The sequence below is a fragment of the Desulforamulus aeronauticus DSM 10349 genome (genome assembly GCF_900142375.1).
GTDB lineage: Bacteria > Bacillota > Desulfotomaculia > Desulfotomaculales > Desulfotomaculaceae > Desulfotomaculum > Desulfotomaculum aeronauticum.
In genome coordinates this window covers 16,638-41,036 of the sequence record NZ_FRAR01000018.1, presented here as the reverse complement: position 1 = coordinate 41,036, position 24,399 = coordinate 16,638, and the positions used below count along the sequence as shown (strand labels likewise).

Annotated in this window: 24 protein-coding genes; 22 read left to right on the top strand and 2 right to left on the bottom strand. The window is 44.9% G+C overall.

Annotated features, from left to right (window positions below; genetic code table 11):
• The first annotated feature begins 21 nt into the window (after positions 1–21).
• The 3 genes from BUA78_RS11965 to BUA78_RS11955 are packed head-to-tail and all read left to right on the top strand — an operon-like array spanning position 22 to position 3,864.
• On the top strand, positions 22–1,587 hold the full coding sequence (locus tag BUA78_RS11965) for a spore germination protein (RefSeq protein WP_238456813.1): 1,566 nt from the start codon (positions 22–24) through the stop codon (positions 1,585–1,587).
• On the top strand, positions 1,584–2,765 hold the full coding sequence (locus BUA78_RS11960) for a Ger(x)C family spore germination protein (protein WP_072914788.1): 1,182 nt from the start codon (positions 1,584–1,586) through the stop codon (positions 2,763–2,765). The genes BUA78_RS11965 and BUA78_RS11960 overlap by 4 nt, the downstream gene beginning before the upstream one ends.
• Positions 2,758–3,864 (top strand): GerAB/ArcD/ProY family transporter, encoded by a 1,107-nt coding sequence (locus BUA78_RS11955; RefSeq protein WP_072914786.1) that lies wholly within the window; start codon positions 2,758–2,760, stop codon positions 3,862–3,864. Before BUA78_RS11960 ends, BUA78_RS11955 begins: the two co-directional genes overlap by 8 nt.
• Positions 3,865–3,916: 52 nt before the next feature.
• Here BUA78_RS11955 and BUA78_RS11950 read toward each other — a convergent pair whose 3' ends face one another.
• Positions 3,917–5,023 (bottom strand): NAD(P)-binding protein, encoded by a 1,107-nt coding sequence (locus BUA78_RS11950; protein ID WP_072914783.1) that lies wholly within the window; start codon positions 5,021–5,023, stop codon positions 3,917–3,919.
• 196 nt (positions 5,024–5,219) lie between these two features.
• Positions 5,220–6,317 carry an ABC transporter substrate-binding protein gene (locus BUA78_RS11945; RefSeq protein ID WP_084082405.1) on the bottom strand — a complete coding sequence of 366 codons (1,098 nt, stop codon included), beginning with the start codon at positions 6,315–6,317 and terminating at the stop codon, positions 5,220–5,222.
• Between the two features lie 305 nt (positions 6,318–6,622).
• On the opposite strand from BUA78_RS11945, the gene BUA78_RS11940 reads away from it, so the two are divergent.
• The 19 genes from BUA78_RS11940 to BUA78_RS11845 all read left to right on the top strand — a co-directional run bounded on the left by BUA78_RS11940 (position 6,623) and on the right by BUA78_RS11845 (position 24,222).
• Positions 6,623–7,078 carry a TIGR04086 family membrane protein gene (locus tag BUA78_RS11940; RefSeq protein ID WP_072914778.1) on the top strand — a complete coding sequence of 152 codons (456 nt, stop codon included), beginning with the start codon at positions 6,623–6,625 and terminating at the stop codon, positions 7,076–7,078.
• Between the two features lie 516 nt (positions 7,079–7,594).
• Positions 7,595–10,243, top strand: a complete 2,649-nt coding sequence (locus BUA78_RS11930) for a valine--tRNA ligase (RefSeq protein WP_072914774.1) — start codon at positions 7,595–7,597, stop codon at positions 10,241–10,243.
• Positions 10,244–10,421: 178 nt separating this feature from the next.
• Entirely contained in the window at positions 10,422–10,649 is a 228-nt protein-coding gene (locus BUA78_RS11925) for a type II toxin-antitoxin system HicB family antitoxin (RefSeq protein WP_072914772.1), read from the top strand.
• 122 nt (positions 10,650–10,771) lie between these two features.
• Positions 10,772–12,022 carry a bifunctional folylpolyglutamate synthase/dihydrofolate synthase gene (locus BUA78_RS11920; protein ID WP_072914992.1) on the top strand — a complete coding sequence of 417 codons (1,251 nt, stop codon included), beginning with the start codon at positions 10,772–10,774 and terminating at the stop codon, positions 12,020–12,022.
• A 453-nt stretch (positions 12,023–12,475) separates the two neighbouring features.
• Positions 12,476–13,108 (top strand): redox-sensing transcriptional repressor Rex, encoded by a 633-nt coding sequence (locus BUA78_RS11915; RefSeq protein ID WP_072914770.1) that lies wholly within the window; start codon positions 12,476–12,478, stop codon positions 13,106–13,108.
• A gap of 183 nt (positions 13,109–13,291) precedes the next feature.
• A complete protein-coding gene (locus BUA78_RS11910; RefSeq protein WP_238456812.1) occupies positions 13,292–13,600 on the top strand; it encodes a DUF4321 domain-containing protein in 309 nt (102 codons plus the stop codon).
• A gap of 22 nt (positions 13,601–13,622) precedes the next feature.
• Positions 13,623–14,198, top strand: coding sequence for a Maf family protein (locus tag BUA78_RS11905; RefSeq protein ID WP_072914767.1), 576 nt, complete (start codon positions 13,623–13,625; stop codon positions 14,196–14,198).
• On the top strand, positions 14,195–14,878 hold the full coding sequence (gene radC / locus BUA78_RS11900) for a RadC family protein (RefSeq protein WP_072914765.1): 684 nt from the start codon (positions 14,195–14,197) through the stop codon (positions 14,876–14,878). The genes BUA78_RS11905 and radC overlap by 4 nt, the downstream gene beginning before the upstream one ends.
• A gap of 23 nt (positions 14,879–14,901) precedes the next feature.
• Positions 14,902–15,933, top strand: coding sequence for a rod shape-determining protein (locus tag BUA78_RS11895; RefSeq protein WP_072914762.1), 1,032 nt, complete (start codon positions 14,902–14,904; stop codon positions 15,931–15,933).
• A gap of 15 nt (positions 15,934–15,948) precedes the next feature.
• On the top strand, positions 15,949–16,809 hold the full coding sequence (mreC, locus tag BUA78_RS11890) for a rod shape-determining protein MreC (RefSeq protein ID WP_072914760.1): 861 nt from the start codon (positions 15,949–15,951) through the stop codon (positions 16,807–16,809).
• Positions 16,810–17,310 carry a rod shape-determining protein MreD gene (mreD, locus tag BUA78_RS11885; protein ID WP_072914757.1) on the top strand — a complete coding sequence of 167 codons (501 nt, stop codon included), beginning with the start codon at positions 16,810–16,812 and terminating at the stop codon, positions 17,308–17,310.
• 25 nt (positions 17,311–17,335) lie between these two features.
• A complete protein-coding gene (gene mrdA / locus BUA78_RS11880; protein ID WP_072914756.1) occupies positions 17,336–19,324 on the top strand; it encodes a penicillin-binding protein 2 in 1,989 nt (662 codons plus the stop codon).
• 124 nt (positions 19,325–19,448) lie between these two features.
• On the top strand, positions 19,449–19,859 hold the full coding sequence (gene minC, locus BUA78_RS11875; RefSeq protein WP_238456811.1) for a septum site-determining protein MinC: 411 nt from the start codon (positions 19,449–19,451) through the stop codon (positions 19,857–19,859).
• A 47-nt stretch (positions 19,860–19,906) separates the two neighbouring features.
• Positions 19,907–20,701 carry a septum site-determining protein MinD gene (gene minD / locus BUA78_RS11870; RefSeq protein WP_072914753.1) on the top strand — a complete coding sequence of 265 codons (795 nt, stop codon included), beginning with the start codon at positions 19,907–19,909 and terminating at the stop codon, positions 20,699–20,701.
• Between the two features lie 15 nt (positions 20,702–20,716).
• Positions 20,717–20,983, top strand: a complete 267-nt coding sequence (gene minE / locus BUA78_RS11865) for a cell division topological specificity factor MinE (protein ID WP_072914751.1) — start codon at positions 20,717–20,719, stop codon at positions 20,981–20,983.
• 249 nt (positions 20,984–21,232) lie between these two features.
• Entirely contained in the window at positions 21,233–21,985 is a 753-nt protein-coding gene (locus BUA78_RS11860; protein WP_072914749.1) for an aspartate/glutamate racemase family protein, read from the top strand.
• Between the two features lie 22 nt (positions 21,986–22,007).
• Positions 22,008–22,820 (top strand): ABC transporter substrate-binding protein, encoded by an 813-nt coding sequence (locus BUA78_RS11855; RefSeq protein WP_072914746.1) that lies wholly within the window; start codon positions 22,008–22,010, stop codon positions 22,818–22,820.
• Positions 22,821–22,847: 27 nt separating this feature from the next.
• On the top strand, positions 22,848–23,507 hold the full coding sequence (locus tag BUA78_RS11850) for an amino acid ABC transporter permease (RefSeq protein ID WP_072914744.1): 660 nt from the start codon (positions 22,848–22,850) through the stop codon (positions 23,505–23,507).
• Positions 23,500–24,222, top strand: a complete 723-nt coding sequence (locus BUA78_RS11845) for an amino acid ABC transporter ATP-binding protein (protein ID WP_072914742.1) — start codon at positions 23,500–23,502, stop codon at positions 24,220–24,222. Before BUA78_RS11850 ends, BUA78_RS11845 begins: the two co-directional genes overlap by 8 nt.
• Positions 24,223–24,399 lie beyond the last annotated feature (177 nt).

The following is a 24,399-nucleotide window of genomic DNA, read 5'->3' as shown; positions in this document are numbered from 1 at the left end:
CACAATCACGGAGCATCCACTATGTTGTTTAAGAGATTGCTGAAGAAGATATTACCCTCAGCCCAGAAGAAACCGTCAGTAGGGGGGCACCAACAAAAGCAACGGGTTAGTGCTAACCTGGATAAGGTGCTGGAACAATTTAAGCAATGTTTTGGCAATACCTCCGATCTTGTTTTGCGTAAGGTTGTTACCGGCGAAGGGACAAAACCTGCTCTGGTGGTCTATATTGATAACATGGCTGATACAGCGGTACTCAACGAGGGGATTATTGCTAAGCTTCAGGAAGCCCCCCAGGAACTGGTGCAGGATGTTAAGGTGTTGTCCCAGACAGTAATTGCTGTGGCTAAAGTTTCAATTACCTCGGATTTTAACAAAATCACTAATGACATTTCCTATGGCAACACGGCTATCTTTTTGGCGGGTTCCGATCGAGCCATTATTGCGGCCACCATAGGCTGGAAAACCAGAGCTATCGAAAAATCTGATACGCAAGTGAATATAGAGGGTCCAAAGGATGCTTTTGTCGAGAATGTAGCAGATAACCTGACCTTAGTCAGAAGACGCATTCGAGACAGTAATTTGCGCTTTGAGAATATGACTGTGGGGACTAGGGAGCGAGCCCGGGTGGTGGTAGGATATATTGAGGGTATAGCAGATCCTGGGATTTTAGCGGAAGTAAAGAGAAGAATTAATACCATTGAAATTGATGGCATGTTCTCCCCCGAATATCTACAAGAGTACATCAAGGACAATAAATGGACACCCTTTTCAACGATTATGAAAAGTGAAAGACCAGAGAAAATTGTTGCTTGCCTTTTGGAGGGGCGGATTGCTGTTTTCATTGATAACTTTCCCTTTATTTCGGTGATGCCGGTGTCCTTTGCTATGTTTTTACAAGCAGGGGATGATTATTACCAAACTTTTTATTATGGTAGCTTTCTTCGTTTCATCCGTTATTTTGCTGTACTGGTCACGCTACTATTACCATCGTTCTATATTGCACTGATTACCCATCACTGGGAGATGATGCCAACCATTCTGGCCCTAAGTATCCTGGCGGGTCGGGAAGGGATCCCCTTTCCGCCCTTAATCGAGGCTTTGGCAATGGAGTTTACCTTTGAAATCTTACGGGAGGCTGGTATTCGGTTGCCTAAAGCGGTGGGACAGGCGGTCAGTATAGTAGGAGCCTTGGTTATTGGTCAGTCGGCGGTACAGGCAGGTTTGGTTTCACCCAGTATTGTTATTGTAGTGGCTTTTACAGGTATTGCTTCCTTCGCCATTCCTGATTACCATGCCTCCATTCCCATGCGTTTGCTGCGGTTTCCTTTAATTATTGCTGCCGGTCTGCTGGGAATTCCTGGACTAGTGGGTGGTCTGTTAATGATCTGGGGTCATATGGTATCCCTTACTTCCTTTGGGGTACCCTATATGGCACCCTTTACTCCCCTGCAGGTAAAGGATTTGAAGGATACGATTTTTCGCTTCCCACGCTGGGCTATGATCAATCGGCCCCAAAGTGTTCCTGACATGGACCCCGACCGGACCGGGGATATTGAACTAAGACCAGGAGGGAACCCTCTGGAATGATGAGAAACTTTTTGGTTGGCATGCTGCTAATAATTTCTCTAGTCTGTACAGGTTGTGTAGAACACCGAGACATCAGTGACCTGAACATGGTTTTGGGGGCGATGATCGATTATGACCCCCAGCAAGGGAAATACATTGTCTATGTTCAGGTGGCAGCCCCAGGTGCCTTTAATAAAGACGGAGGAACCCGGGGGAAAACCTCCTTTTTGCTGTTTCAGGGGGAAGGCAAGACTTTTTTTCAGGCGATTCGGGATGCAGCTAAAGATAGTGGCAAAAGACTATTCTGGGCTCACTGTTATGTTTATGTGATCACCGAGCGACTGGCCCAGCACGGTTTTTTTAGCGTACTGGATTTTCTATGTCGAGATTATGAAATCAGGGAAACTGCCTACCTTATGGTCACAGATGAAAAGCCGGATCAGTTTGTAACTTTAGAAAGTCAAGCAGAAAATGTGCCGCTGATCAATCTTAAGGTACTGTTAGATTTGGGATTAAAAAGACATGGCACCACCTTTCCCATGAAATTATCCGATGTTTTCCGTGATTATCTAGCGGATGATAGTAACTACGTGATACCACTGGTAAGCATTGACAAACCGCATCTTAAAACCCAGTCACCGGCGGTCTCAGATCAGCTCCATGCAACCCGGGCGGTGGTTGTCAAAAAAGATAAAATGATTGACGTCCTAAGTGGTGAAGAGACCAGAGGCTACCTGTGGGTAAAACGTCAAAAAACACACGGTATTGTTGTAGTTAAGGTTGAGGATGAACTGATATCACTGGAGGAAATTGGTCACGAGGCAAAAATTATCCCCCAGGTAAACCAAGGGGAGATCTCTTTCTTAATCGAACTGCAGTCTGAACTGAACTATGGGGAGATTGGCCAGCCGACCAATATTCAAGAAGAGAAATTTATTCAAGCCACGGAACAGGCGGCAAGTCATGTGTTAGCCCAGGAAGTTGAAAAAAGTATCCAAAAATCTCAAGAAATGAAAGCGGATTTTTTTAGTTTGGGTAGAGAATTGCAACTGGCTTATCCAGAGACCTGGCAAGCTGTGCAAAAGGAATGGTCGGAGAAAGTTTTTCCGGACGTAGCCATTAAGGTGTCGGTAAAGGCAAAAATAGAACGTACAGGGCTATTAACTTTCAACCATTTAGGAGGATCGGAAAGTGAGTAAAGAAGATAGGATTAGTCCTAAACAAATGGTCTTCCTTTTTCTTACTTGTATTTTAGCAACGGTGGATATATTTTTGCCGGCTCAGGTAGCACAAATTGCCGGGCGGGATGCCTGGATATGCGCCCTGATGGCACCGGTGCTTGGTTATCTTATTTACCGTGTCATTCTGCTGTTAACTTTGCTATTTCCACAGCAATCCCTGGCAGTTTTTAATAGGAAACTCTTGGGAAAATACCTAGGGGGGCTACTTACCCTATTTTATATTACCAGTTTTATTCTACTTTGTATCTTCATGGTGGTCCAGTTCTCCGTTATTATGGGTTCAGCCTTTAAGCCGGAGAGTCCGCCTTATATCTGGCATTTGGTGATACTTATTCCAGCTATGTATGTAACTTCTTTGGGCATTTCAGTACCAGCCCGGATGAATGAAGTATTATTTCCCCTTGGTTTATTCCTGCTGTTTGCCGTTGTTGCTTTAAACATTGTTGACATTGACTTTAGAGAATACCTACCGGTTTTTGAAAAGGGTTACTTGCCTGTCCTGAAGGGGACCCTGTTAACTGCCTCTAAGTTGTGCTATGCCATACTGATTTTGGCCCTGATGCCCTATGTCAACAAACAGGAGAAGTTAGTAGTATGGGGATTACCCGTTTTTTTCGTCATTGGCTTGGCTCTGTTGGCTGGCACCAGTGCCGTTGCTCTGTTTGGTCCAAAACTGACAGCCATTACGCTGCTTCCTGCCCTGGCAATAATTCGTAATATAGACATTGGATTTCTCAGCCGTTTGGACGCCTTTATGATAGGTATTTGGTACAGTGGTCTTTTTATTTTCACTTGTGCCTATAGTTTTGGAGCGGCTTCTCTTACCAGAGATTTATTCGGTTTTAAAAATTACCGACCAGTACTGTGGCTCTATGGGATAGTAATCCTTATTCTAGCCAATGTAAAGATTGTGGATGTTCCTTATATCAGGATGTTGTTGGGTATCCCCCTGACGATCCTGCTGTTAATCCTCAGCCTAGGGATTCCTTTATTGCTATACCTACTGGCTAAAATACAGGGTTATCCGAAACGGCAGCCAAAAGCCGGAGAAGCTTAATTCTCCGGCTTTATTTATACTGTTTGTTTCTGGAACTTCCCGCTCTAAGGTACTATTTCTTTTTAGGAGGTAAGATACTCTTCTTACTCCAATCCACCGCGCCTCTAATAAGCTCGAAAAAAGATCCGGTGTATTGGAAAACAGGGATATTTGTATTATAAATTAATTGACTAAGCCCGGGTAGGGTAGCACTGGCAATAAGGTGGTCGTAATCTTCATTCCTCATAGTATTGAGAATTTCCCGTAGGCGTACCGAGCGTTGCATCTCCAAATCCAAATTTTTGACCAGCTTAGCAAAAGGAATGTTTTTAGCCAGAGCCTGTCCTGCAAATATTCCACTACGTAAGGAAGATATTGCTCCGAAGCCTAGAAAGGATTCCATGAAGCCCCCGGCAATCCCTACCAGTAAAAGGTTGCCTACTTGGTGCGGGTAAACTGTACCGGCAACGTGGGCCAGTAAGAAATCTTCTACAATTTGATAAGTAAGATTTTCTCTTTTTAAAAAGGTTATCCAATGTCTTTCCATTTCTTCTATGGAGGCATTGGCATGGATAAGTGTAAGACTAGCTCGGTTTTTGTTAAAGGGTGTTAAATAGGCATAAGCTCCTAAAGCGTAATCGTTGTTTACCCACATAATCAGTTCATGGGGGTCAAAATCCCCGAGCACAATAGCCCCACGAACCATGGTAGTAAAGATGTCTTTCCAAATCCCCAGGGTGGCTGCCACATCTTTGCTGCCGTTGGCGATCACTACATAATCGTACTCCTGGACCAATTCAGAATAGTTGGCCCGGCAATTAAAGTTAATAGGGCTTTTAATACTATTGAACAGCTGAGTTTCCAAAGAAAACTCTCCCTGACCCCGTTCGAAGAAGTAACCAAAATGTTTGGATTTGACCATCCTGGTTACTTTGTTTGAATGCATGGTGGTGGTGTACCATTTAGTCAGAGGTTTTAAATTTAAATTATATTCATTTTTTAACCACTTTAATTGATCGCGTACCGGTCGGTTCATTAATTGCATTAAACCTGCCACATGGGAAAAGAGCTCTCCGCAGCGGGAACGCTCTTCAAAAATATCAGGATAGATACCATGCCTTTCTAGTTCGTGGGCACAGGCCAGTCCTGCGATACCAGCCCCGATAATAGCAACCCGCAAGAAAGCACCTCCTGTATTTAGCCGTAGCATAGACCTTGTTAGAAAAACTCAGGATTGTCTCTAACAAAATCTATATGTTAGTTTCAGCCCTCTATATTGTTTTACGGCTTACGGTCTAAGGCCAAGATCCCCCAAATGCTGATAGTTAGTATTATTCTGTCCCAAAGCTACATTGTTATGATATGTTTGGGCACTTCTACTTAAAATCCAGGCTCTTCACCCTTTCCCACAAGTTTTTTTTCTTTGGTTGTTGATCTGGTGGGATGTACTTTACGGTCTGAACAGCTTTTTTAGCGTATTTATTCTGTACCCCGTCCTGATAAGCCACCGGGTTGGTCAGCTCACCAGCTCTCCTAACATAATTTTGCAAATTTTGATAGTCTTGCTCATGAATAACGGGTGTTTTATCCCAAAGTCCCATTTTTTTGTATCTTTCTATTGTATTAACGAGGGTTTGTTCAGCCAAATCTGGAAAATAGGGTGCTGTTACCCGAGCGGCTTCGGCTGAAGTATGATAATCCAGCCACAACATAGCCTTACAAAGACCGTTTACTAATTTTTGGTATTTATGGCTATGCTCTTTTAGATATTCTGCAGGAGCCAGGAAAACCAAGGAAGGAATGGGTTCTACCACCGAACCCAGGGGAATCGCAATTTTACCTGCCCCTTGCTGTTCCGTTAAAGTTGCCAAGGGCTCGGACATTTGTACATAATGCCCTACTCCGGCTTGAAAGGCTCCTTGTTTTAATTTTTCTGGTAAATTTTGAATAATAATAACCTGGTGCTGCAAGGTCAATTTGTTTTTCCGTAGGGCTTCCTCAAGAATAATGTTAGACTGACTATCTGGGGCATCTCCTAAAATGCTTTTTCTTTTCATCTTGTCCCAGGAAAAGACTTCGGCCTCCGGACGGCTTAAAAGAAAGGTGCCGTCCCGCCGGGCTAAACTTGCAAAACACACCAACTTTGCTCCGGTTCCTAGAGGGCTAGTAAAAAGGAAACGATTCAAATCCCCCAGTAGCACATCACCCTGGGCGGTCAGTTTAAAATTCTCCTCTTTGGTTTCCGGTAGAGTTGAGGAAATAACTTCCAGTTCTTGTTCTCGGTAAAAACCCTGAGCCAGAGCAATATAGTGGGGCAGGGCCAGTAAGGAAGGGGTTGCCTCCACCACTCTAATGCGATCGGACTTATTTTTATCTACACTCCACAATAAATAAGTATTCACACCGTAGGTGACCAAGCCTGCTGCAGCGGTTAGCAGTAAGATCAATGGTAACCACTTCCATCGTTTTCGCAAAAGAACCAACTCCCCTATTTGTAATTCTGTAGTATTACTATTTAGCTAATTTAATTAGAAAAACTTGGCTTACTTGCCTGTGACCTTTATTAGGTTATGCCCTACAGGGTGCACCAAGTTTTTAGACGTACCCTATAGGGCACAAGCAGGCGGCAGCAGTAGCTTATACTTTCGTCAATAGAATTTTTATGTTTTTGGAAAGTGAAAAATGACCAGGAATTGGTTATTTAATTGGATGTTTTTGCATATTTTTTAACCTACGGCATACATATGATGAGAGAATCTATTTTAAAGGAGGTCCTGTTATGGGTAGATTGACCTTTGTGTGCTGGAATAAGCATAACCAAAGAGGGGACAAGCCCTTTAAAAAGGGGGCGGTGGGGATAGGGTTAGTACGGGCTCTTAGTGCAACAGTGATGGTCTTTTTGGTGTTGGGTTTTGTGGTAGCCCTAACGAACCAGCCGGTGTATGATTTTAATTATGTAATTATGGTAACGATTATGGCTTCGGCAGCCTTTGGAGGAGCGGGAGCGGGAGTGGCAGCCAGTATTCGGGGCTGGCAGCACGGCGGTTTTACTGGTATGATCTACGGTATGGTGTTGGTAGTCGCAGGTGCACTGCTGGGGCTACCGATAGTAGTAGACCCGGTATTAATGACTGTGGCCTTGGCCTTATTGGGTACTGTGGGGGGCATCATTGGTGTAAACTTACCCAAAGGTGGCAGAGGGATAGGAAAAAGAAGATTTCTGCGGGGGAATTAATAATAAAGGCCATCAGCTCTCAGCAGTTGGCCTTTATGGTGGCAGTTCGTCTATTTTTCCATATGAAAAACGTGGGGGGTGGTATAAAGGTACCGTCCCCCTTCTTGCTGCCTAAAAGCCGATGGCTGATGCCAAAAAAGTTGACACAACTTATAAAAATGAATAAACTATGGGTAGGCAAAGTCGAAGATGGGGAGTTCCTGGGGGTTTTTGGTCTCAGAGAGGAAGGTTCGCGGCTGTAAAACCTTCTGTCCGATACTTAGGATGTAGCCCCGGAGTTGTCAGGCTGAAGGACTAGTAAGCCTGGACGGGCCGGCCCGTTACAGCCAAAAGAGTTGCCACCTTAGAGTTTTTTATTTGCGGGTGGAAACAAGGTGGTACCGCGGAACAAATGCTTCCGTCCTTGTCAGAGGATGGAAGCTTTATTTTTTTGCCAAAGGCCAAAGGCTAATGGCCTGGAACACGCAAAACAACATTATACCACCAGAATAATTACACCTACGAGGAGAGATCACAGTGTCCGAGCACATCAACAACATTCCCACTGTCTACAACCCCAGGGAGGTAGAAACCAAATGGTACCGCCACTGGGAAGAAAGTAAGTATTTTAGTGCTAAGGTGGAGAAGGACAAAAAACCCTTTTGCATCGTCATGCCGCCCCCGAACGTTACCGGTCAACTACATATGGGCCATGCTCTGGATAATACCTTGCAGGATATCCTTACCCGCTGGCGGCGGATGCAGGGCTACAATGCCCTTTGGGTGCCTGGTACCGACCATGCGGGGATTGCCACCCAGGCCAAAGTGGAAGAACAATTGGCCAAAGAAAGTCTTGCCAAGTACGACTTGGGCCGGGAAAAATTTCTGGAGCGAGTGTGGGACTGGAAAGAGCAATATGGTAACCGCATTACCACCCAACTGCGGAGTTTAGGGGCCTCCTGCGATTGGGATCGGGAGCGCTTTACAATGGACGAAGGCTGCTCCAAAGCAGTACTGGAAGTTTTTATCCGCCTTTTTGAGCAAGGGCTGATTTATCGGGATTACTATATTACCAACTGGTGCCCTCAATGTCAGACTACCATTTCTGATATTGAAGTGGAACACCAAGATAAACCGGGCCAACTGTACTACATCAAATATCCCGCCAAGGACAATCCCGAAGAGTATATTATTATTGCCACCACCCGCCCGGAAACCATGTTGGGCGACGTGGCTGTGGCTGTCAACCCCGAAGACGATCGTTATCTGCACCTGGTAGGCAAATCCCTTATCCTCCCTATCGTAGGTCGGGAATTGCCGGTGATTGCCGATGCTTACTGCGATCCTACTTTTGGTACCGGGGCGGTGAAGATGACCCCGGCTCACGACCCCAACGACTTTGAAATTGGTCGTCGCCATGGATTGCCGGAACTGCAGGTTATCGATAAGCAGGGCAACATGAATGAACAGGCTGGCAAATATCAGGGACTGGATCGCTGGGAGTGTCGCAAGCAGATCGTTCGCGATTTGGAGGCTTTGGGCGCTCTGGTAAAGGTGGAAGATATGAGCCATGCTGTGGGACATTGTTATCGCTGCAATACGGCTATTGAGCCGATGCTCTCCAAACAGTGGTTTGTCAAGATGAAGCCCCTGGCAGAACCAGCTATTGAGGCAGCCAAGGATGGACGCATCAAATTCATTCCTGAGCGATTTACTAAGATTTATTTAAACTGGATGGAAAACATCCGCGACTGGTGTATTTCCCGCCAACTTTGGTGGGGCCACCGTATTCCGGTATATTATTGCCAGGATTGTGATGAAATGGTAGCCTCCGTCACGCCAATAAAAGAATGTAGTAAGTGCGGCGGCAAGGTAGAACAAGACCCTGATGTACTGGACACCTGGTTTTCTTCAGCCCTTTGGCCCTTCTCTACCCTGGGATGGCCGGATAAAACCCCCGAGTTGGAGCAATTTTACCCCACTTCGGTGCTGGTAACTGGCCGGGATATCATCTTTTTCTGGGTAGCCCGTATGATTTTTTCTGGCCTCAGGTTTATGGAAGAGGAACCCTTTAAGGAAGTCTTTATCCATGGCTTGGTGCTGGATTCCCAGGGACGTAAAATGAGTAAATCTCTGGGCAACGGGGTAGATCCCTTGGATGTTATCGAAAGCCATGGCGCTGATTCCCTGAGGTTTATGCTTATTACCGGCAACACCCCCGGTAATGATCTGCGCTTTCACTTTGAACGGCTGGATGGTGCCCGTAACTTTGCCAATAAGCTGTGGAATGCCTCTCGCTTTGCTATGATGAACCTGGGAGATTACGATCCTGCCGCTAGGGGCAGCGAATATACCCTGGCCGACCGCTGGATCTTGAGTCGTCTGCAGGGTGCAGTGACAGAAGCTACCGACTATCTGGAGCGTTATGAACTGGGTGAAGCAGCTCGGGTACTCTATGAATTCAGTTGGAGCGAGTTTTGTGACTGGTATATTGAACTGGCTAAACCTCGTCTGTTTGGCAGAACTACCCCGGAAGATAGAGTGACCGCCCAGCACGTAATTGTGCAGGTACTCAGAGAAACCTTGGAACTGTTACATCCTTTTATGCCCTTTATTACCGAAGAAATCTGGCAGAAGCTGCCCCACCAGGGTGAAAGTATTATGCTGACCAACTGGCCCAAGCCCGAAGCAACTCTTCGAGATGAAACCGCCGAAGGAGAAATGGCTGTCTTAATCGAAGTGATCACCGCCATGCGCCGTATCAGGGGTGAAATGAATGTACCTCCCGGCAAGAAGGCTGAAGCCATTTTAGTGGCTATTGATGAAAGCTTCCGTGGCATCTTGAACAGAAATATCGCTTACCTCCAGAGCTTGGCGAATGCTGAGGTAACCGTATTAACTGAGTTGAAGGAAGAACCAGATCAAGCCGCCAGTGCTGTAACCAGAGGAGTAGAAGTCTTTATGCCCTTGCGGGGTCTTATTGATATCGATAAAGAAATTGCCCGCCTTAACAAAGAACTAAAAGCTGTTCAAGCAGATTTAGCTCGGGTACAAGGTAAATTAAATAACGAAGGGTTTCTGGCTAAAGCCCCCTCAGATGTTGTCGAAAAGGAAAAAGCCAAAGCGGAGGAGTTGGGCATGAAAGCAACTGCCCTGCAGGAGCGGGTGAAGATGTTGTCTGCTTAGGGGTATTCCTTTCGGATCAGGCCATCGGACATCAGCCGTCGGCCTGGTTCACTTAGGAAGATAGTTTGTCTAACAAAATATGCATTAGCATTAACCGTTGCTTTTGTTAACAAGAACCATACTAAGGTAACAAAGCCGATGGCTGATGGCCAGCGGCCAGTAAGGGAGAGTGAAGAAAATGGCACTTCAGTTTGAAGAAACTCTATCCCCTTTGCCCAAAGGTGGACTGGAGGGCGAGATTAAAGTGAGAATTCGGGTGCAGGTGCATGAAGATCCGGAGGATGGTGGTTACTATGCAGTGACCCCGGATGTGCCGGGTTGTGCCTCCCGAGGGGTGACAATGGAAGAGGCGGTTGAGAATTTTAAAGAAGCCATTCGTTTTTTTCTGATAGAAAATGCGCATTAAAAAGCCGATGGCCGATAGCCGACGATCCAAAGGAGAGTATATACTTGGCAGCCCAATTGGAGAAAACCGATAATTCCTACGATCAAGCAATAGACTACCTTAAAAGTCTCACCAAGTTTGGCATGAACCTTGGCTTGACGCGCATTGAAGAATTACTGCGACGGTTGGGTAACCCTCACGGTCACCTGGCAATTATCCATATCGGTGGTACCAACGGTAAAGGTTCCACCACTGCTATGATTGCTAGCATCTTAAAAACAGCTGGTTATAAAACCGGCATGTTTAGTTCACCCCACCTCCATAGCTACACCGAACGTTTTCTTATCAACGGGGAACCTATTGCCGAAAGGGCTTTGGCTAAGCTTATCGAAAGGGCTAAACCCCACTTGGAGAACATGGTAGCAGAGGGATTTGAGCATCCTACAGAATTTGAAGTGAGCACTGCCCTGGCGCTACTTTATTTTGCTGAAGAGAAAACAGATTATGTGGTGTTGGAAGTAGGATTGGGTGGGGCCATTGATTCCACCAATGTGGTAACACCGCTGATATCGGTCATTACGAATATCTCCTTAGATCATATGGACTACCTAGGCAATACAGTGGAAGAAATTGCCCAGGTCAAAGCGGGTATCATTAAACCTGGTGTACCGGTGGTGACTGCGGCAAAAGGCACTGCACTGCAAATTATTCGGGAAACTGCAGTGACCAAGGGAAGCAGGCTTATTGAAGTGACTAGAGATGTTACCTGGTCAGTTTTAGATAAGGACGTAAAGACAGGCTGCCAACAGTTTGTTATTGATGGTTTGCAAAATAAGTATCATGTCAGTCTGCCACTTTTAGGGAAGCATCAGCAAAGCAATGCGGCAACTGCTGTGGCGGCGGTGGAAATGCTTTTTCACGGTAGTGGACATCATCTTCCCGCAGCAGCCATTGTGGAGGGTTTGCGGATAGTTCACTGGCCCGGACGTCTAGAATGGGTGGAGGGAAGCCCCTTGGTGGTCATTGATGGTGCCCATAATTATGCCGGGGCGAAGGCACTCAAACAGGCCTTGTCAGAGTATTTTACCGGTCGTGGAATGATTTTTGTTCTAGGAATGCTGGCCGATAAAGAGCGGGCGAAAGTGGTAGCGGAACTGGCTCCCCTCGGCAGGGCTGTGGTGGTAACTCGCTCCAACAACCCCCGGGCTGGTGATTGGACTGAGTTAGCCACCTACCTACGGGAATATTTATCTGACGTTCAATGTATAGAAAATGTGGGAGAGGCTATCGAGGCTGCGGTTGCTATGGCTAGGCCGGATGAGGTGGTTTGTATTACTGGCTCTTTATATATGATAGCAGAAGCTAGACAAGCGCTAGGTCTATCACTTCGGTAGTAACCGAGGTGATTTTTCTTAATAGATCTTAAAATATAAAAAATTCTGACCACAACGACAATCCAAGCCAGTGGTAAGTTTACAGACTGCAGAATTTCAAGTTTATTTGGTTATGATAGAGAAAGAATTCAAATACTACTATAAATTTATTAGCAAAGACACTTGTGAAAAGGTGTTCTGGTACAAATAGTTTGGGAATAGACTGTTTTTTATATAGCCAGATCAAAAAAGAAAAAATCATGTAGAGTTTTGTCGAAAAACATCTACTAAAAGATATTTAGAAAGTCATCTCAAAGACTTTATTAAGTTATCTAAGTAAAACTTATGACACAGAATTCACAAATAATCTTTGCAACTGCTTGTTTTACTACTATAATATAAGTAGTAAAGAAATAAAAATTCTTGTTGAAATAAATATTTACTATATTCATTTTTGCAAAGGGAGGGATCGGAGTGAAAGCACTAAAAATTCCAGAAGCTACAATTACGAGGTTGTCCATATATTCCAGATTTCTTAAACGTTTAGACAAAAAAGGAATCACAACGGTATCCTCTGGGGATATTGCCGAGGGTGTTGGGGTAAGCCCAGCCCAGGTAAGAAAGGATTTAGCTTACTTTGGCGAATTTGGCACCCGGGGCGTTGGTTATAATGTTAAAGATTTAATCAGGTATACAGTAAAAATTCTAGGTCTTTCCGACCCCTGGAATTTAGTCATGGTGGGAGCCGGTAATCTGGGATCGGCCTTGGTTACCTACCGTGAATTTAAAGACAGGGGCTTTACCATTGTAGGAGTATTTGATAATGATTTAACTAAAATTGGTAAGCGTATTGCGGATTTAGAAGTGATGCCTTTGGAAGATTTACCAGCGGTGGCCCAAGAACATAACGTCCGAATCGGGATTATTGCAGTTCCTTCCAAAGCAGCCCAAGATATTGCGGATATCATGGTAGGGGCAGGGTTGGAGGCAATTCTAAACTTTGCACCACTTTCTCTGAATGTACCGAATCATGTAGAAGTACGTAATGTGGATCTTTCGGTTAAACTGGAGATTCTTACCTTTAATTTAGCGCTTAGAGATAAATGATTATAAGGTGGTTTTGTAACCACCTTTATAATTTTTTACAGACCACCCTATCAAAAAAACTAAGGCTTGCTTGTATCTATGACTCGATAACATAAGCAAACCTTAGTTTTTCTAATTAGGATATTTATCCTATTTTTGGAGACTACTAAAGTACCTGTAATTGCTTGTCAGTTTAAGGGGTGAATGATAAACTTATTAAAGGGCAATTTTAATCCTTTGCTGACGGGTGAAATTATGAGTAGAACATTTAAAGTAGGTAAAGGCCCACTGACGTTACTTATTTTGCTGCTTGCCGGAGGAGTTGCCGGCAGTGCACTGGGTCAAGCACTTGCCACCTACCTTCCGATATTAAAAAATTTCACAACCATCGGTCTTAAACCATCAATCCTAGACCTTCATTATTTGCAGCTTTCCTTTGGGCTAACCATGTCCTTGGGGCCGGTAACTGCGCTAGGATTGTTGTTGGGTTTTCTGGCCTACAAACGCTTATAACAGTAACATAGGGGGGCTATTGGTGATTCCAATCATACTTGCTTCTGCATCTCCCAGGCGTCAGGAATTGTTGGCGAGTCTTGGGTTATCTTTTGAAATTAAAATCAGTGATGTAGATGAAAGCATGGATGAACAAATGTCCCCGGTCCAGCAAGTAGAACAACTGGCAGAACGAAAGGCTCGCGCCGTGGCGGCCCAACTCAATCAGGGCCTTGTGATAGGTGCAGATACGCTGGTGGTATTAAATCAAAGTGTGCTAGGTAAGCCGGCTGACCGCCAGGAAGCCATGGAGATGATAGAGCGTTTACAAGGTCGCAGCCACGAAGTTTTTACCGGTTTGGCTGTCATGGATGTTGCTACCGGCAAGACGGTAGTGACACATCAGGTTACGGCAGTTCGTTTTAAACCCATGACGGCTGAAGAGATTGAACGGTATGTAGATACCGGGGAGTCTTACGATAAAGCGGGCGCTTATGCGGTGCAAGGAAAAGCCTCTATTTTTATCGACAGCATTAGGGGCTGTTACTTCAACATTGTGGGGCTTCCTGTTGCGAAGTTAGCAGATGTATTAAAGCTGTTTGGAGTACAAATTTTATGACGTACCCGATAATTCGAGAACTACCCCCGGAACAACGTCCCCGGGAGCGTATGTTAAAAGAAGGGGCAACTAGTCTTTCCGATATTGATTTACTAGCTATTATGCTTAGGACAGGCACTGCAAAGTCCTCGGCAATGGAATTGGCTGCTGCCATTTTAAGCCGTTTTAAAGATTTACGAGTATTGTCTCAGGCGACAATAGAGGAGTTAAGTGAGATCAAGGGAATTGGTCCTGTTAAAGCTGTGCAAGTCAAGGCTGCCTTGGAATTAGGCAGACGCTTAGCTGCTTTGCCTGCAGAAGAAAGACCCATCATCCGTTGCCCGGAGGATGTTTGTTCCCTTTTAATGGAAGATTTACGAAACCTGGATCGTGAGTATTTTTTGGCACTACTTTTAAATACTAAGAACCAAGTGCTGGCGAAGGAAACTATATCTATCGGGACCCTTAATGCCTCAATGGTACATCCTCGGGAGTTATTTAAAGTGGCCATACGTCGTAGTGCCGCTGCGGTTATTTTGGTACATAACCACCCCAGCGGAGATCCGACTCCTAGTCGGGAAGATATTACGTTAACCAAAAGATTACAGGAAGCTGGAGAAATTATTGGGATAGATGTCCTAGACCATATTGTAATTGGAGATAATAGATTCACCAGTCTAAAGTCGAAAGGACTTATTTGAGTACACTAAGGGGGCCGAGTATAATGAAACTTGGTATGTTTTCCAAGGATATGGGAATAGATTTGGGTACTGCCAATACCCTTGTTTATTTAAAGGGAAAGGGTATTGTATTAAGAGAACCATCGGTCGTAGCAATTCAACGGGAAACCGGACAGGTGCTGGCTGTAGGTGAAGAAGCCAAGCAGATGATTGGGCGTACCCCTGGCAATATTGTTGCCATTCGTCCCATGAAGGATGGGGTTATTGCTGATTTTGATGTGACCCAGAGTATGATTAAATACTTTATCAATAAAGCTTTACGCGGCCGATCCTTTATTGTGAAACCCAGGGTTGTGATTAGTGTTCCTTCCGGGGTTACCGCGGTGGAAGAACGGGCGGTGCGGGAGGCAGCTCTCCAGGCAGGCGCTCGGGAAGCCTACCTCATAGAAGAACCAATGGCTGCTGCCATTGGCTCGGGTTTACCAGTTCATGAACCTACAGGTAATATGATTGTTGATATCGGTGGTGGCACCACAGAGGTGGCGGTAATTTCTCTGGGGGGCATTGTTACCAGCAAATCCATTCGCATTGCTGGAGATGAAATGGACGATGCCATTATTCAACACGTTAAACGCACCTATAATTTAATGATTGGTGAGCGTACTTCCGAGCAAATTAAACTTAATATTGGTACTGCCTATCCTCTGGAAGTGGAAGAAACCGAAGAGATCAGAGGCCGGGATTTGGTAACAGGTTTACCGAAAACGCTAAAGATTACCTCTACAGAGATTTATAAAGCACTTTCTGAACCGGTGGCAGCTATTTTGGAAGCGATTAAAGTAACCTTGGAAAAGACCCCCCCGGAGCTGGCTGCAGATATCATGGATCGGGGAATTGTTATGGCTGGTGGTAGTTCAATGTTGCGCGGCTTAGATCATCTGGTCAGCGAGCAAACAGGGATGCCGGTTCATCTGGCAGAAGAGCCTCTGGTGGCAGTGGCCTATGGTTCTGGCAAGGTTCTGGAGAATATCGATGTGTTAAGACGTGTATTAATCCAACCTAAAAAGTTGGCTTAAGGGGTGTGAGTAGGTTTGCCCCGCTTAGTATCCTATAAAAATTTTATTTTATTGGCTATCCTGGTAGGCGTTGCCTTGATGGCCATGCGGTTTACCCATATTGGGCGTCAAGCCCTTACGCCAATGGAAGCAGCCATCAAGGATGGTCTGGCACCGGTCCAGTCTATCTTCATGCAAGTTGGTCATTCTTTTGCTGGAGGAGCCCATTCCATTACCTCCCTGGGCCATATGGTAGAGGAAAATAAAGAGCTTAAAGAGCAAATTGCACTTTTAAAGGGACAGCTCTACCAACAGGAAGAATTAAAGAGAGAAAATGAACGTTTAAAAAATCTGTTGCAATATCAGGATACCTATAGTGAGTACTTCGAAACGAAAACTGCCGCGGTTATTGGCCGGGACCCCGGAAATTGGTTCGGCTTTGTTACCTTGAATAAGGGTAGTAAGGATGGTATAGTTAAGGACATGCCTGTGGTCACTCCTTCGGGCTTGGCTGGCAAAGTGGTGACGGTTTCTGATAATACCTCCCAGGTGATTCTTATTACGGATCCACGCAGTGGTGTAGGGGCGCTGGTGCAGGATAGCCGGGTTCCCGGTGTATTGGAAGGGACCACAGCGGGCAGTGATGAAACCAGATTGATCCATGTACCCAAAGACACACAATTGACCAAAGGGCAGGTAATTATTACTTCGGGCATTGGCGGTACCTTCCCCAAAGGGATACCCATTGGTCGTATTGTGGATGTCTCGGACGAGCCATCCGGGCTGTTCAAAACTGCGATGGTGGTGCCCTTTGCTGATCTTAACCGACTGGAAGAGGTTCTGGTAATTTCTAACGTGTTTAATCCAGACATTCTTCCTTCCACAGAAGGTGATTAATTGCGAACCATTATTTTTTTACTGCTAATCATTCTAGCCATGCTGCTGCAATCTACTTTTTTCTCTTTTCTACAGGTAGCAGGGGTAAAGCCTGATTTGATTCTGATGTTAGTAGTCTTTAACGGCTTCCTCCGTGGTTCTAGGGAGGGGGCTTTTTTGGGTTTTTTGGCGGGCCTGTTGCAAGATGTGTTTACCGGTAATTATATTGGTATCAACGCCATTACTAAAATGTTAGCGGGTTACCTAGTAGGTTTGGCGGAAGCACGCTTTTATAAAGAAAGTGTGGTTATTGTATCTCTGGTGACCTTTTTTGCAGCGATTTTAAATCAGCTGGCCTATTATATCTTACTGTTTTATTTGGATATTTTGGTTTCTCCCTCTTCTGCCATAGTGGGGGTTGTTTTACCGTCTGCCATTTATACAACATTACTGGTACCATTAACCTACTGGAAATTTTATAGTTCCAACCAAAAGGGTTGGCTACGGGAGAGGGAATCCTAGAGCGAATAGAGGGGAGGCGTTGCTCTTGGAAAGAAAAATCATCGAAAAAAAGGCCCGTGTGCTCCTCATACTGGTTTCCCTTATTTTTGTCATTCTGATTGGTCGTTTGGCCTATCTGCAACTCTTTACAACGGAAAAATTTGAAACTCTAGCCAAACAAAATCACATGCGCCTAACCCCCATTATGGCGCCCAGAGGCGAAATATTCGATCGTCATGGGGTTAAGATTGTCGGCAACAAGCCGGTGTATACCGTTTCCCTGTTTTATTTGGGCTTGAAGGACACTGATCGTGTGATTCATAAAGTGGCGGAGCTACTGAACATGGATCCTCAGGAAATTATGAAAAGGCTGGAAGAACACCAGCTAACACTCTATCAATCAGTGCGTTTGGCCACCGATGTCCCGCTGGAAACTGTTACAGCCCTCGAAGAACAGAGGTTGGATTTACCCGGAGTAGTCATTGATGTGGAACCTGTAAGAAATTACCCCTTTGGCTCCACACTGTCCCATGTGTTAGGGTATGTACAGGAAATTAAGAAGGACCAGTTGGAGGAACAGCAAAAAAAGGAAAAGAACACTTATAAATTGGGCGATATGTACGGCCAAGAGGGGCTGGAGAATTCCTTTGAGGCCTATCTGCGGGGTGAGGATGGTGCACGGCAGGTGGAGGTGGATGCCCAGGCCCGGCCCATTCGGGATTTGGGCATTAAGGAATCCTCACCGGGAGATAACCTGTATTTAACCATTGATACCGACGTGCAAAAGGCCGCGGAAGCGGCCCTGGAAAGACAAGTTTTGGCCATGAGAAAAATTGGCCACGAAGCTAAAGGTGGTGCCACCGTAGCCATTGATGTGCGAACCGGTGCCATCCGGGCCATGGCCAGTTACCCCACCTACGAACCTTCTATTTGGATCAAAGGCTTAAGTCAGAAACAGTGGGAAGACCTGCAAAAAAGCAGTGCCTTACCCAATAGAACCATACAGGTATATCCGCCTGGATCAACCTTTAAAATGGTCGTGGGTGCAGCGGCCTTGGATAGCGGAAAAATAGATCCTAGCTTTACGATCACCGATTCACCATATTATGTCTTTGGGAATATGAGGATAGCTGATTCGAATAAGGTTGGACATGGCCGGGTGGATATTCTAAAGGCCCTGGAGGTATCCTGTAATAACTTCTTCATAACCCTGGGGCATCGCTTTTTGGGAGTTGACTTAATTGGCAAATATGCCAAAATGTTTGGCTTCGGTGAATTAACCGGCATTGAAATTCCTGGTGAATCTCGGGGTAATGTACCGACTCCGGAATATAAGTATAAGCGTAATAAGGAATTCTTAGAGGCTGTCTATCAGCCTCGGTACAAGAAAGTGGAAGAAAAATATAAACCTTTGCTGGAAAATGCAGCAACCGCAAAAGAAAAAGAAGATCTAGAAAAAGCCAAACAAAAGGAAATTAAAAAGATTAAAGACGAATATAACCAATATACCTGGGATTTAAATTGGCAGGTTTATGATACGTTAAATATGTCCATTGGCCAGGGCTATAACTCCTACACCCCCTTGCAATTGGTAAATTATGCTGCTATGTTGGCCAACAATGGTGTAAGGTGGAAGCCTTACTTGGTGGAAAAAATCGTATCTAATGATGGTAAAACTCTGGAAGAATTTAAACCTACGAAACTTAGTGAAGCCCAGATTAAACCCGAGGTTTTTAAAATTCTCCAGGAGGGGATGCGTCGGGTTGCTACGGATGGAACGGCAGCCGGTGTGTTTAAAGGGTTTCCCGTACCAGTGGCTGCTAAAACCGGTACGGCTCAGGTACAAAATAGGGATGACCACGGTCTTTTCGTGGGGTATGCCCCCTATGATAACCCGGAAATAGCGGTAGCCACAGTCATTGATTACGGTGGACATGGCGGAACGGCAGCAGCCCCGGTGGCCAGAGATATCTTTGCTGCTTATTTTAAAGTGGATGTGGAGCTCAAACACAATATTGTTTATAGCAATGATTAATTGGCAAAATGTCTAATTATCTCACATTAATGGGGCTTATGGCCTCTTTTTTTTATCCATCTTTAGAAGGATTTGGTACTCCTCTGTAGAATTGAAAGTAGAGGGTAACGGGAGGTAGTTTATCTTGACCAATGGAATAGCTGCTCAAAATAGTGCCATCAATAATTTACCAGTGGAACTAGAAGAATTAGTGGACGATAATACTGTTTTAGTACAAAGAACTTTGCGCTCCGGACAAAGTGTATATCACGATGGTAACGTAGTGGTGCTAGGGGACGTCAACCCTGGAGCTGAAATAGTGGCAACCGGTAATATTGTTGTCATGGGAGCCCTGCGTGGGGTTGTCCATGCTGGTGCCAAGGGGGACGCCAATGCAGTTATTCTGGCCTTTCGACTGAGACCTACCCAGTTACGAATTGCCAACCACATTACCAGACCTCCTGAAGAAGAGATCTCAGACCCGGATTACCCGGAACTGGCCCGGATCAAAAATGGTGTGGTTACCATAGAAACCTTTAATTCTAACTTTAAATAAGAATTAAATCGCACAAACGATTGGCATAGTAAGGAGGACTTATAATTATGGGTGAAGTCATCGTGGTCACTTCCGGTAAGGGGGGAGTTGGCAAAACCACTACCACCGCCAACTTGGGGACAGGGCTTGCTGCTGCTAGTAAAAAAGTTTGTTTGGTGGATGCCGACATCGGACTGCGCAACTTAGATGTGGTTTTAGGTTTGGAAAATAGAATCGTCTACGATATTGTAGACGTTACCACCGGGGTCTGCCGCTTGCGTCAGGCACTGATTAAGGATAAACGGTTTGAGGGGCTGCATTTATTACCTGCTGCTCAAACAAAGGATAAAACCGCCGTTAATCCAGAGCAAATGAAGGAACTTTGTGAGGAACTGCGGAAAGAATTTGATTATGTCATTATCGACTGCCCAGCGGGTATTGAGCAGGGCTTTAGAAATGCCATCGCTGGTGCGGACAGAGCCATTGTAGTGACTACCCCGGAAGTCTCTGCCGTACGCGATGCTGACCGGATAATTGGGTTGTTGGAAGCCGCGGATTTAAGAGAACCCAAACTCATTATTAATCGCTATCGCCCCAAGATGGTCAACCGTGGCGACATGATGAGTATTGATGATATGAACGAAATTTTGGCCATTGATTTGCTGGGTGTGGTTCCTGAGGATGAGCAGGTAGTGGTCACTACCAACAAAGGTGAAACTGTAGTAAGGGATGATAAGTCCCTTAGTGGACAGGCTTACCGCAACATCACCCGCCGCATTATGGGTGAAAATGTACCTTTAATGAACCTGGAAGAGCCAAGCGGTTTGTTCAGTGCCTTACGAAAAATGATTGGACTTAAGTAGAAAGGGGGTACCGGAGTGTTAGATTTTCTAAGCAGGTTCTTTGGGCGTGAGTCGAGCAGTAGTAAAAATGTAGCAAAAGAAAGATTAAGACTGGTTTTGGTACACGACCGGGCCAATGTTTCGCCTGATCTACTGACGGCCTTGAAAAATGATTTGATCAACGTAATCTCAAACTATATGGAGATCGATGAAAAAGCACTGGAAGTGAGCCTGGACAGCAGTGACAATCAGGTGGCGCTGATAGCTAATATTCCAGTTAAAAAAATGAAGCGGGCGAATTAGGGAACTCTGACGGATTGATATAGAGGAGAGGCGTTTTGCGCATTTCCCAGGGACATTTTATGAACTATTAATGATGGATGAGGCAGGCAGCTGATGAAGTTGCCTGCCTTTATTGTTGTTTCTTTTAAAGATATTTCTATATGCAATTGATTCCTGGAATTTCACCTTTCAAGGCAAACAGGGTACAAAAACTATGGATAATGATGTATAATTATGAAGTGTTTTTGCATAGAGGGGGATATTGACAGGTTGAGGATTAAAATTATTAACCCGGATTATGGTATGACGACAGCAGAAATACAGGAAAGAATCAATATTTTACAGCAGGTCACGGGGCCTGATGTGGAACTGTCTATGGATTGTTTGAGAAATAGTACGGTTTATATTGATTCTGCTTTGGATGTTGCCCTGGCCAGTGCTGAAATTGTCCAGCAAGCGATCCAAGCAGAACAACAAAACTACGATGGAATTATTCTCTATTGCCTGAGTGATCCGGCTGTGGTAGCTTGCCGGGAAGCTGCTGGGATTCCTGTATTGGGTGGCGGCCAGGCGGCCTTCTTAACAGCGGCTAGTTTAGGCTACAATTTTTCCTTACTCTGTACCTCACCTCAGCGTATTCCTGAGAAAAAAGAATTTATTAAAACTACGGGCGTTGATCCTACAAGACTTTGCTCAATTCGTTCTATTGATGTAAATCTGAGTAATATCAGAAAGGACATGAATAAAACAATTGACTTTTTAGCCAGAGAGGGCAGGCGCTGTGTCGAGGAGGATGGTGCAGAAGTACTTATTCTGGGGTGTTTATCATTTTTAGGTATGGCTGAGGCAGTTAGTAAGAGGATTGGCCTACCAGTCATTGATCCGGCCATGGCGGTCGTAACAATGATGGAGGGTTTCATTAGGCAAGGGCTCTGTCATAGTCAAAAGTCGTACCCTACCCCGCCCAGAGGCAGCAGAACTTGGCTTGCCGGTAAGGTAAGCATAAACGATAAAACAAATTAATGAAGAAGAGAGGAAGACAAAAATGAAGACAAGCAAACTAATCAGTTTCCTATTAGCTGCTGTGTTGACCCTAGGACTCGTTGCAGGCTGTGGCAACCAGAAACAAGAAGAGCCGCAAAAAGAAGCGGCTGCGCCCCAGAAAACCTTAGTTATGGCCATTAACGCAACCTTCCCACCCTTTGAATCTGTTAAAGTAGATGACAAAGGCAAGCAAGCATTTGTTGGTATTGATATCGATATTGCTGAGTACATTGCCGAAAAATTAAATGTAAAACTTGAAATTCAAGATATGGCCTTTAACGGTTTGGTAACAGCTGTTAGCTCAGGACGGGCAGATTTGTGTGTTTCCGGTATTTCACCCACGGCTGAACGTTTAAAGGTAATCGATTTTTCGGAGCCTTATTTCTATCCTCAGACAGGGATCCTGGCTTTAAAGGGTTCTAATTACCCCACCTTAGCTTCCCTGGAAGGTAAAAAAATCGGTGTATCCATGGGGACAACCTATGCTAATCAAGCAGCCAGTGTAAAAGATGCCAAAGTGGTTGAACTGGACAATACCCCCCTGGTTGTACAAGAAATTGTCAATAACCGGATTGATGCCGGTATTTTTGATGGTTCACAGGCCGTTGAATTTATGAAAGAGAATAAAAATTTAGAGTTACACTTGTTACCTGCGGAAATGGTGAAAGAGGATAGTTATGCTATTGCCCTGCCGAAAAATTCCCCCTATAAGGATCAAATCAATCAGATCTTAGAAGAAATGAAGAAGAACGGCAAAATGGAGGAGATTTTCACCAAGTGGTTGGGTGAAAGCTACGTTTCCCAGAAAAAATAACACAATTATCAAAAGGAGCACAAGTAAATGGATTTAGATTTTAGTCTGGTTATTCCATATCTCCCCTTGTTAGTAAATGGAATAATCCTGACCATAAAATTTACAGTTTGGTCGACAATCTTTGGCTTTACCTGGGGTGTGCTCCTGTCCTTAATCAAGATATCATCATTTAAGCCATTAGCTTTGTTGGGTCAGTTTTATACCTCTTTTTTTAGGGGAACTCCGCTTTTAGTGCAGCTGATGTTGATCTATTTTGCTACGCCTCAGTTAGTCGGTTATGATATTAGTTCTTTAGAAGCAGGGGTGCTGGCCTTTGGTCTTAACTCCGCAGCCTATATTTCCGAATCGATTCGCGGCGGTATCCTGTCGGTTGATAAGGGCCAAAGGGAAGCGGCCATGGCTTTGGGTGTTTCAGAGTTTCGGATTATGAAGGACATCATTTTACCGCAAGCCTTTAAAAATATCTTGCCGTCTTTGGTGAATGAAAGTATTGCTCTCTTGAAGGATTCCAGTATGGTTGCAATTATTGGTGTAGGGGATACCCTACGCTGGGCTCAGCAGGTTCAGGCGAAAACCTTCCGTGCGTTTGAAGCCTTTATCGTGGTAGCATTGATCTATTATGTGATGGTTATGGTGCTGACAGCCATCGGCAGTTATCTGGAAAGGCGGGCAAGGGTCAGTGATTAAGATTGAAAAGGTCTCAAAGAAATTTAAGGATCTGGCAGTATTAAAGGATATCTCTTTAGAAATCAATAAAGGTGAGGTTATCGCCATTATCGGACCATCCGGCTCCGGTAAGTCGACGCTCTTGCGCTGCATCAATTTACTGGAGATACCCACCAGCGGGAAAATTACTATTAATGGTGTGGAACTTCTGGAAAAAGGGACAGAGGTTCAGAAAATACGCCAAAATATAGGTATGGTGTTTCAGCATTTTAACCTTTTTCCACACATGACTGTGCTGAAAAATATGACCTATGCGCCGATGGTAGTGCATCAGATCTCAGCGGAAGAAGCAGAAAAACAGGCCATAGCCTTGTTGGAAAGGGTAGGCTTGCAAGAGAAGGTGCACGAATACCCCAGCAAATTATCCGGTGGCCAAAAGCAACGGGTGGCCATAGCCCGAGCACTGGCCATGAAACCAGAGATTTTGCTGTTTGATGAACCTACTTCTGCCCTCGATCCCGAAATGGTCAAAGAGGTGCTAGAGGTAATTAAATCCCTCGCCCATACCGGCATCACCATGGTTTTAGTAACGCACGAAATGGGCTTTGCCCGAGAAGTTGCCGACAAAATCTGCTTTTTAGATGAAGGACGAGTGGCTGAAATTGCCCCACCGCAAGAATTCTTCAGTAGCCCAAAATCTGCCAGGGCACAACAGTTTTTAGATAAGGTATTATAAGAGAGTGCTTTTAAACTATCAGTAAGCAGGTAAACCAGCTTATTTCATAAGGGTTGACCAAAGTGATGAACTGAGGAATCAGGAAGTCGGGAGCGTAGCCTGGAATCGCCAAGTTGCCTGCGTGCATTATTTGAACAGCCGTATAAATTACTAAGGTTCAGGTGGGAAAGTTCTGCC

Coding starts and splice junctions, on each gene's coding strand:
- BUA78_RS11965 (WP_238456813.1), top strand. CDS start 22: ATGTTGTTTAAGAGATTGCTGAAGAAGATATTACCCTCAGCCCAGAAG.
- BUA78_RS11920 (WP_072914992.1), top strand. CDS start 10,772: ATGAACCTTGGCTTGACGCGCATTGAAGAATTACTGCGACGGTTGGGT.
- BUA78_RS11960 (WP_072914788.1), top strand. CDS start 1,584: ATGATGAGAAACTTTTTGGTTGGCATGCTGCTAATAATTTCTCTAGTC.
- BUA78_RS11855 (WP_072914746.1), top strand. CDS start 22,008: ATGAAGACAAGCAAACTAATCAGTTTCCTATTAGCTGCTGTGTTGACC.
- BUA78_RS11850 (WP_072914744.1), top strand. CDS start 22,848: ATGGATTTAGATTTTAGTCTGGTTATTCCATATCTCCCCTTGTTAGTA.
- radC (WP_072914765.1), top strand. CDS start 14,195: ATGACGTACCCGATAATTCGAGAACTACCCCCGGAACAACGTCCCCGG.
- BUA78_RS11910 (WP_238456812.1), top strand. CDS start 13,292: ATGATAAACTTATTAAAGGGCAATTTTAATCCTTTGCTGACGGGTGAA.
- BUA78_RS11925 (WP_072914772.1), top strand. CDS start 10,422: ATGGCACTTCAGTTTGAAGAAACTCTATCCCCTTTGCCCAAAGGTGGA.
- BUA78_RS11895 (WP_072914762.1), top strand. CDS start 14,902: ATGAAACTTGGTATGTTTTCCAAGGATATGGGAATAGATTTGGGTACT.
- minD (WP_072914753.1), top strand. CDS start 19,907: ATGGGTGAAGTCATCGTGGTCACTTCCGGTAAGGGGGGAGTTGGCAAA.
- BUA78_RS11940 (WP_072914778.1), top strand. CDS start 6,623: ATGGGTAGATTGACCTTTGTGTGCTGGAATAAGCATAACCAAAGAGGG.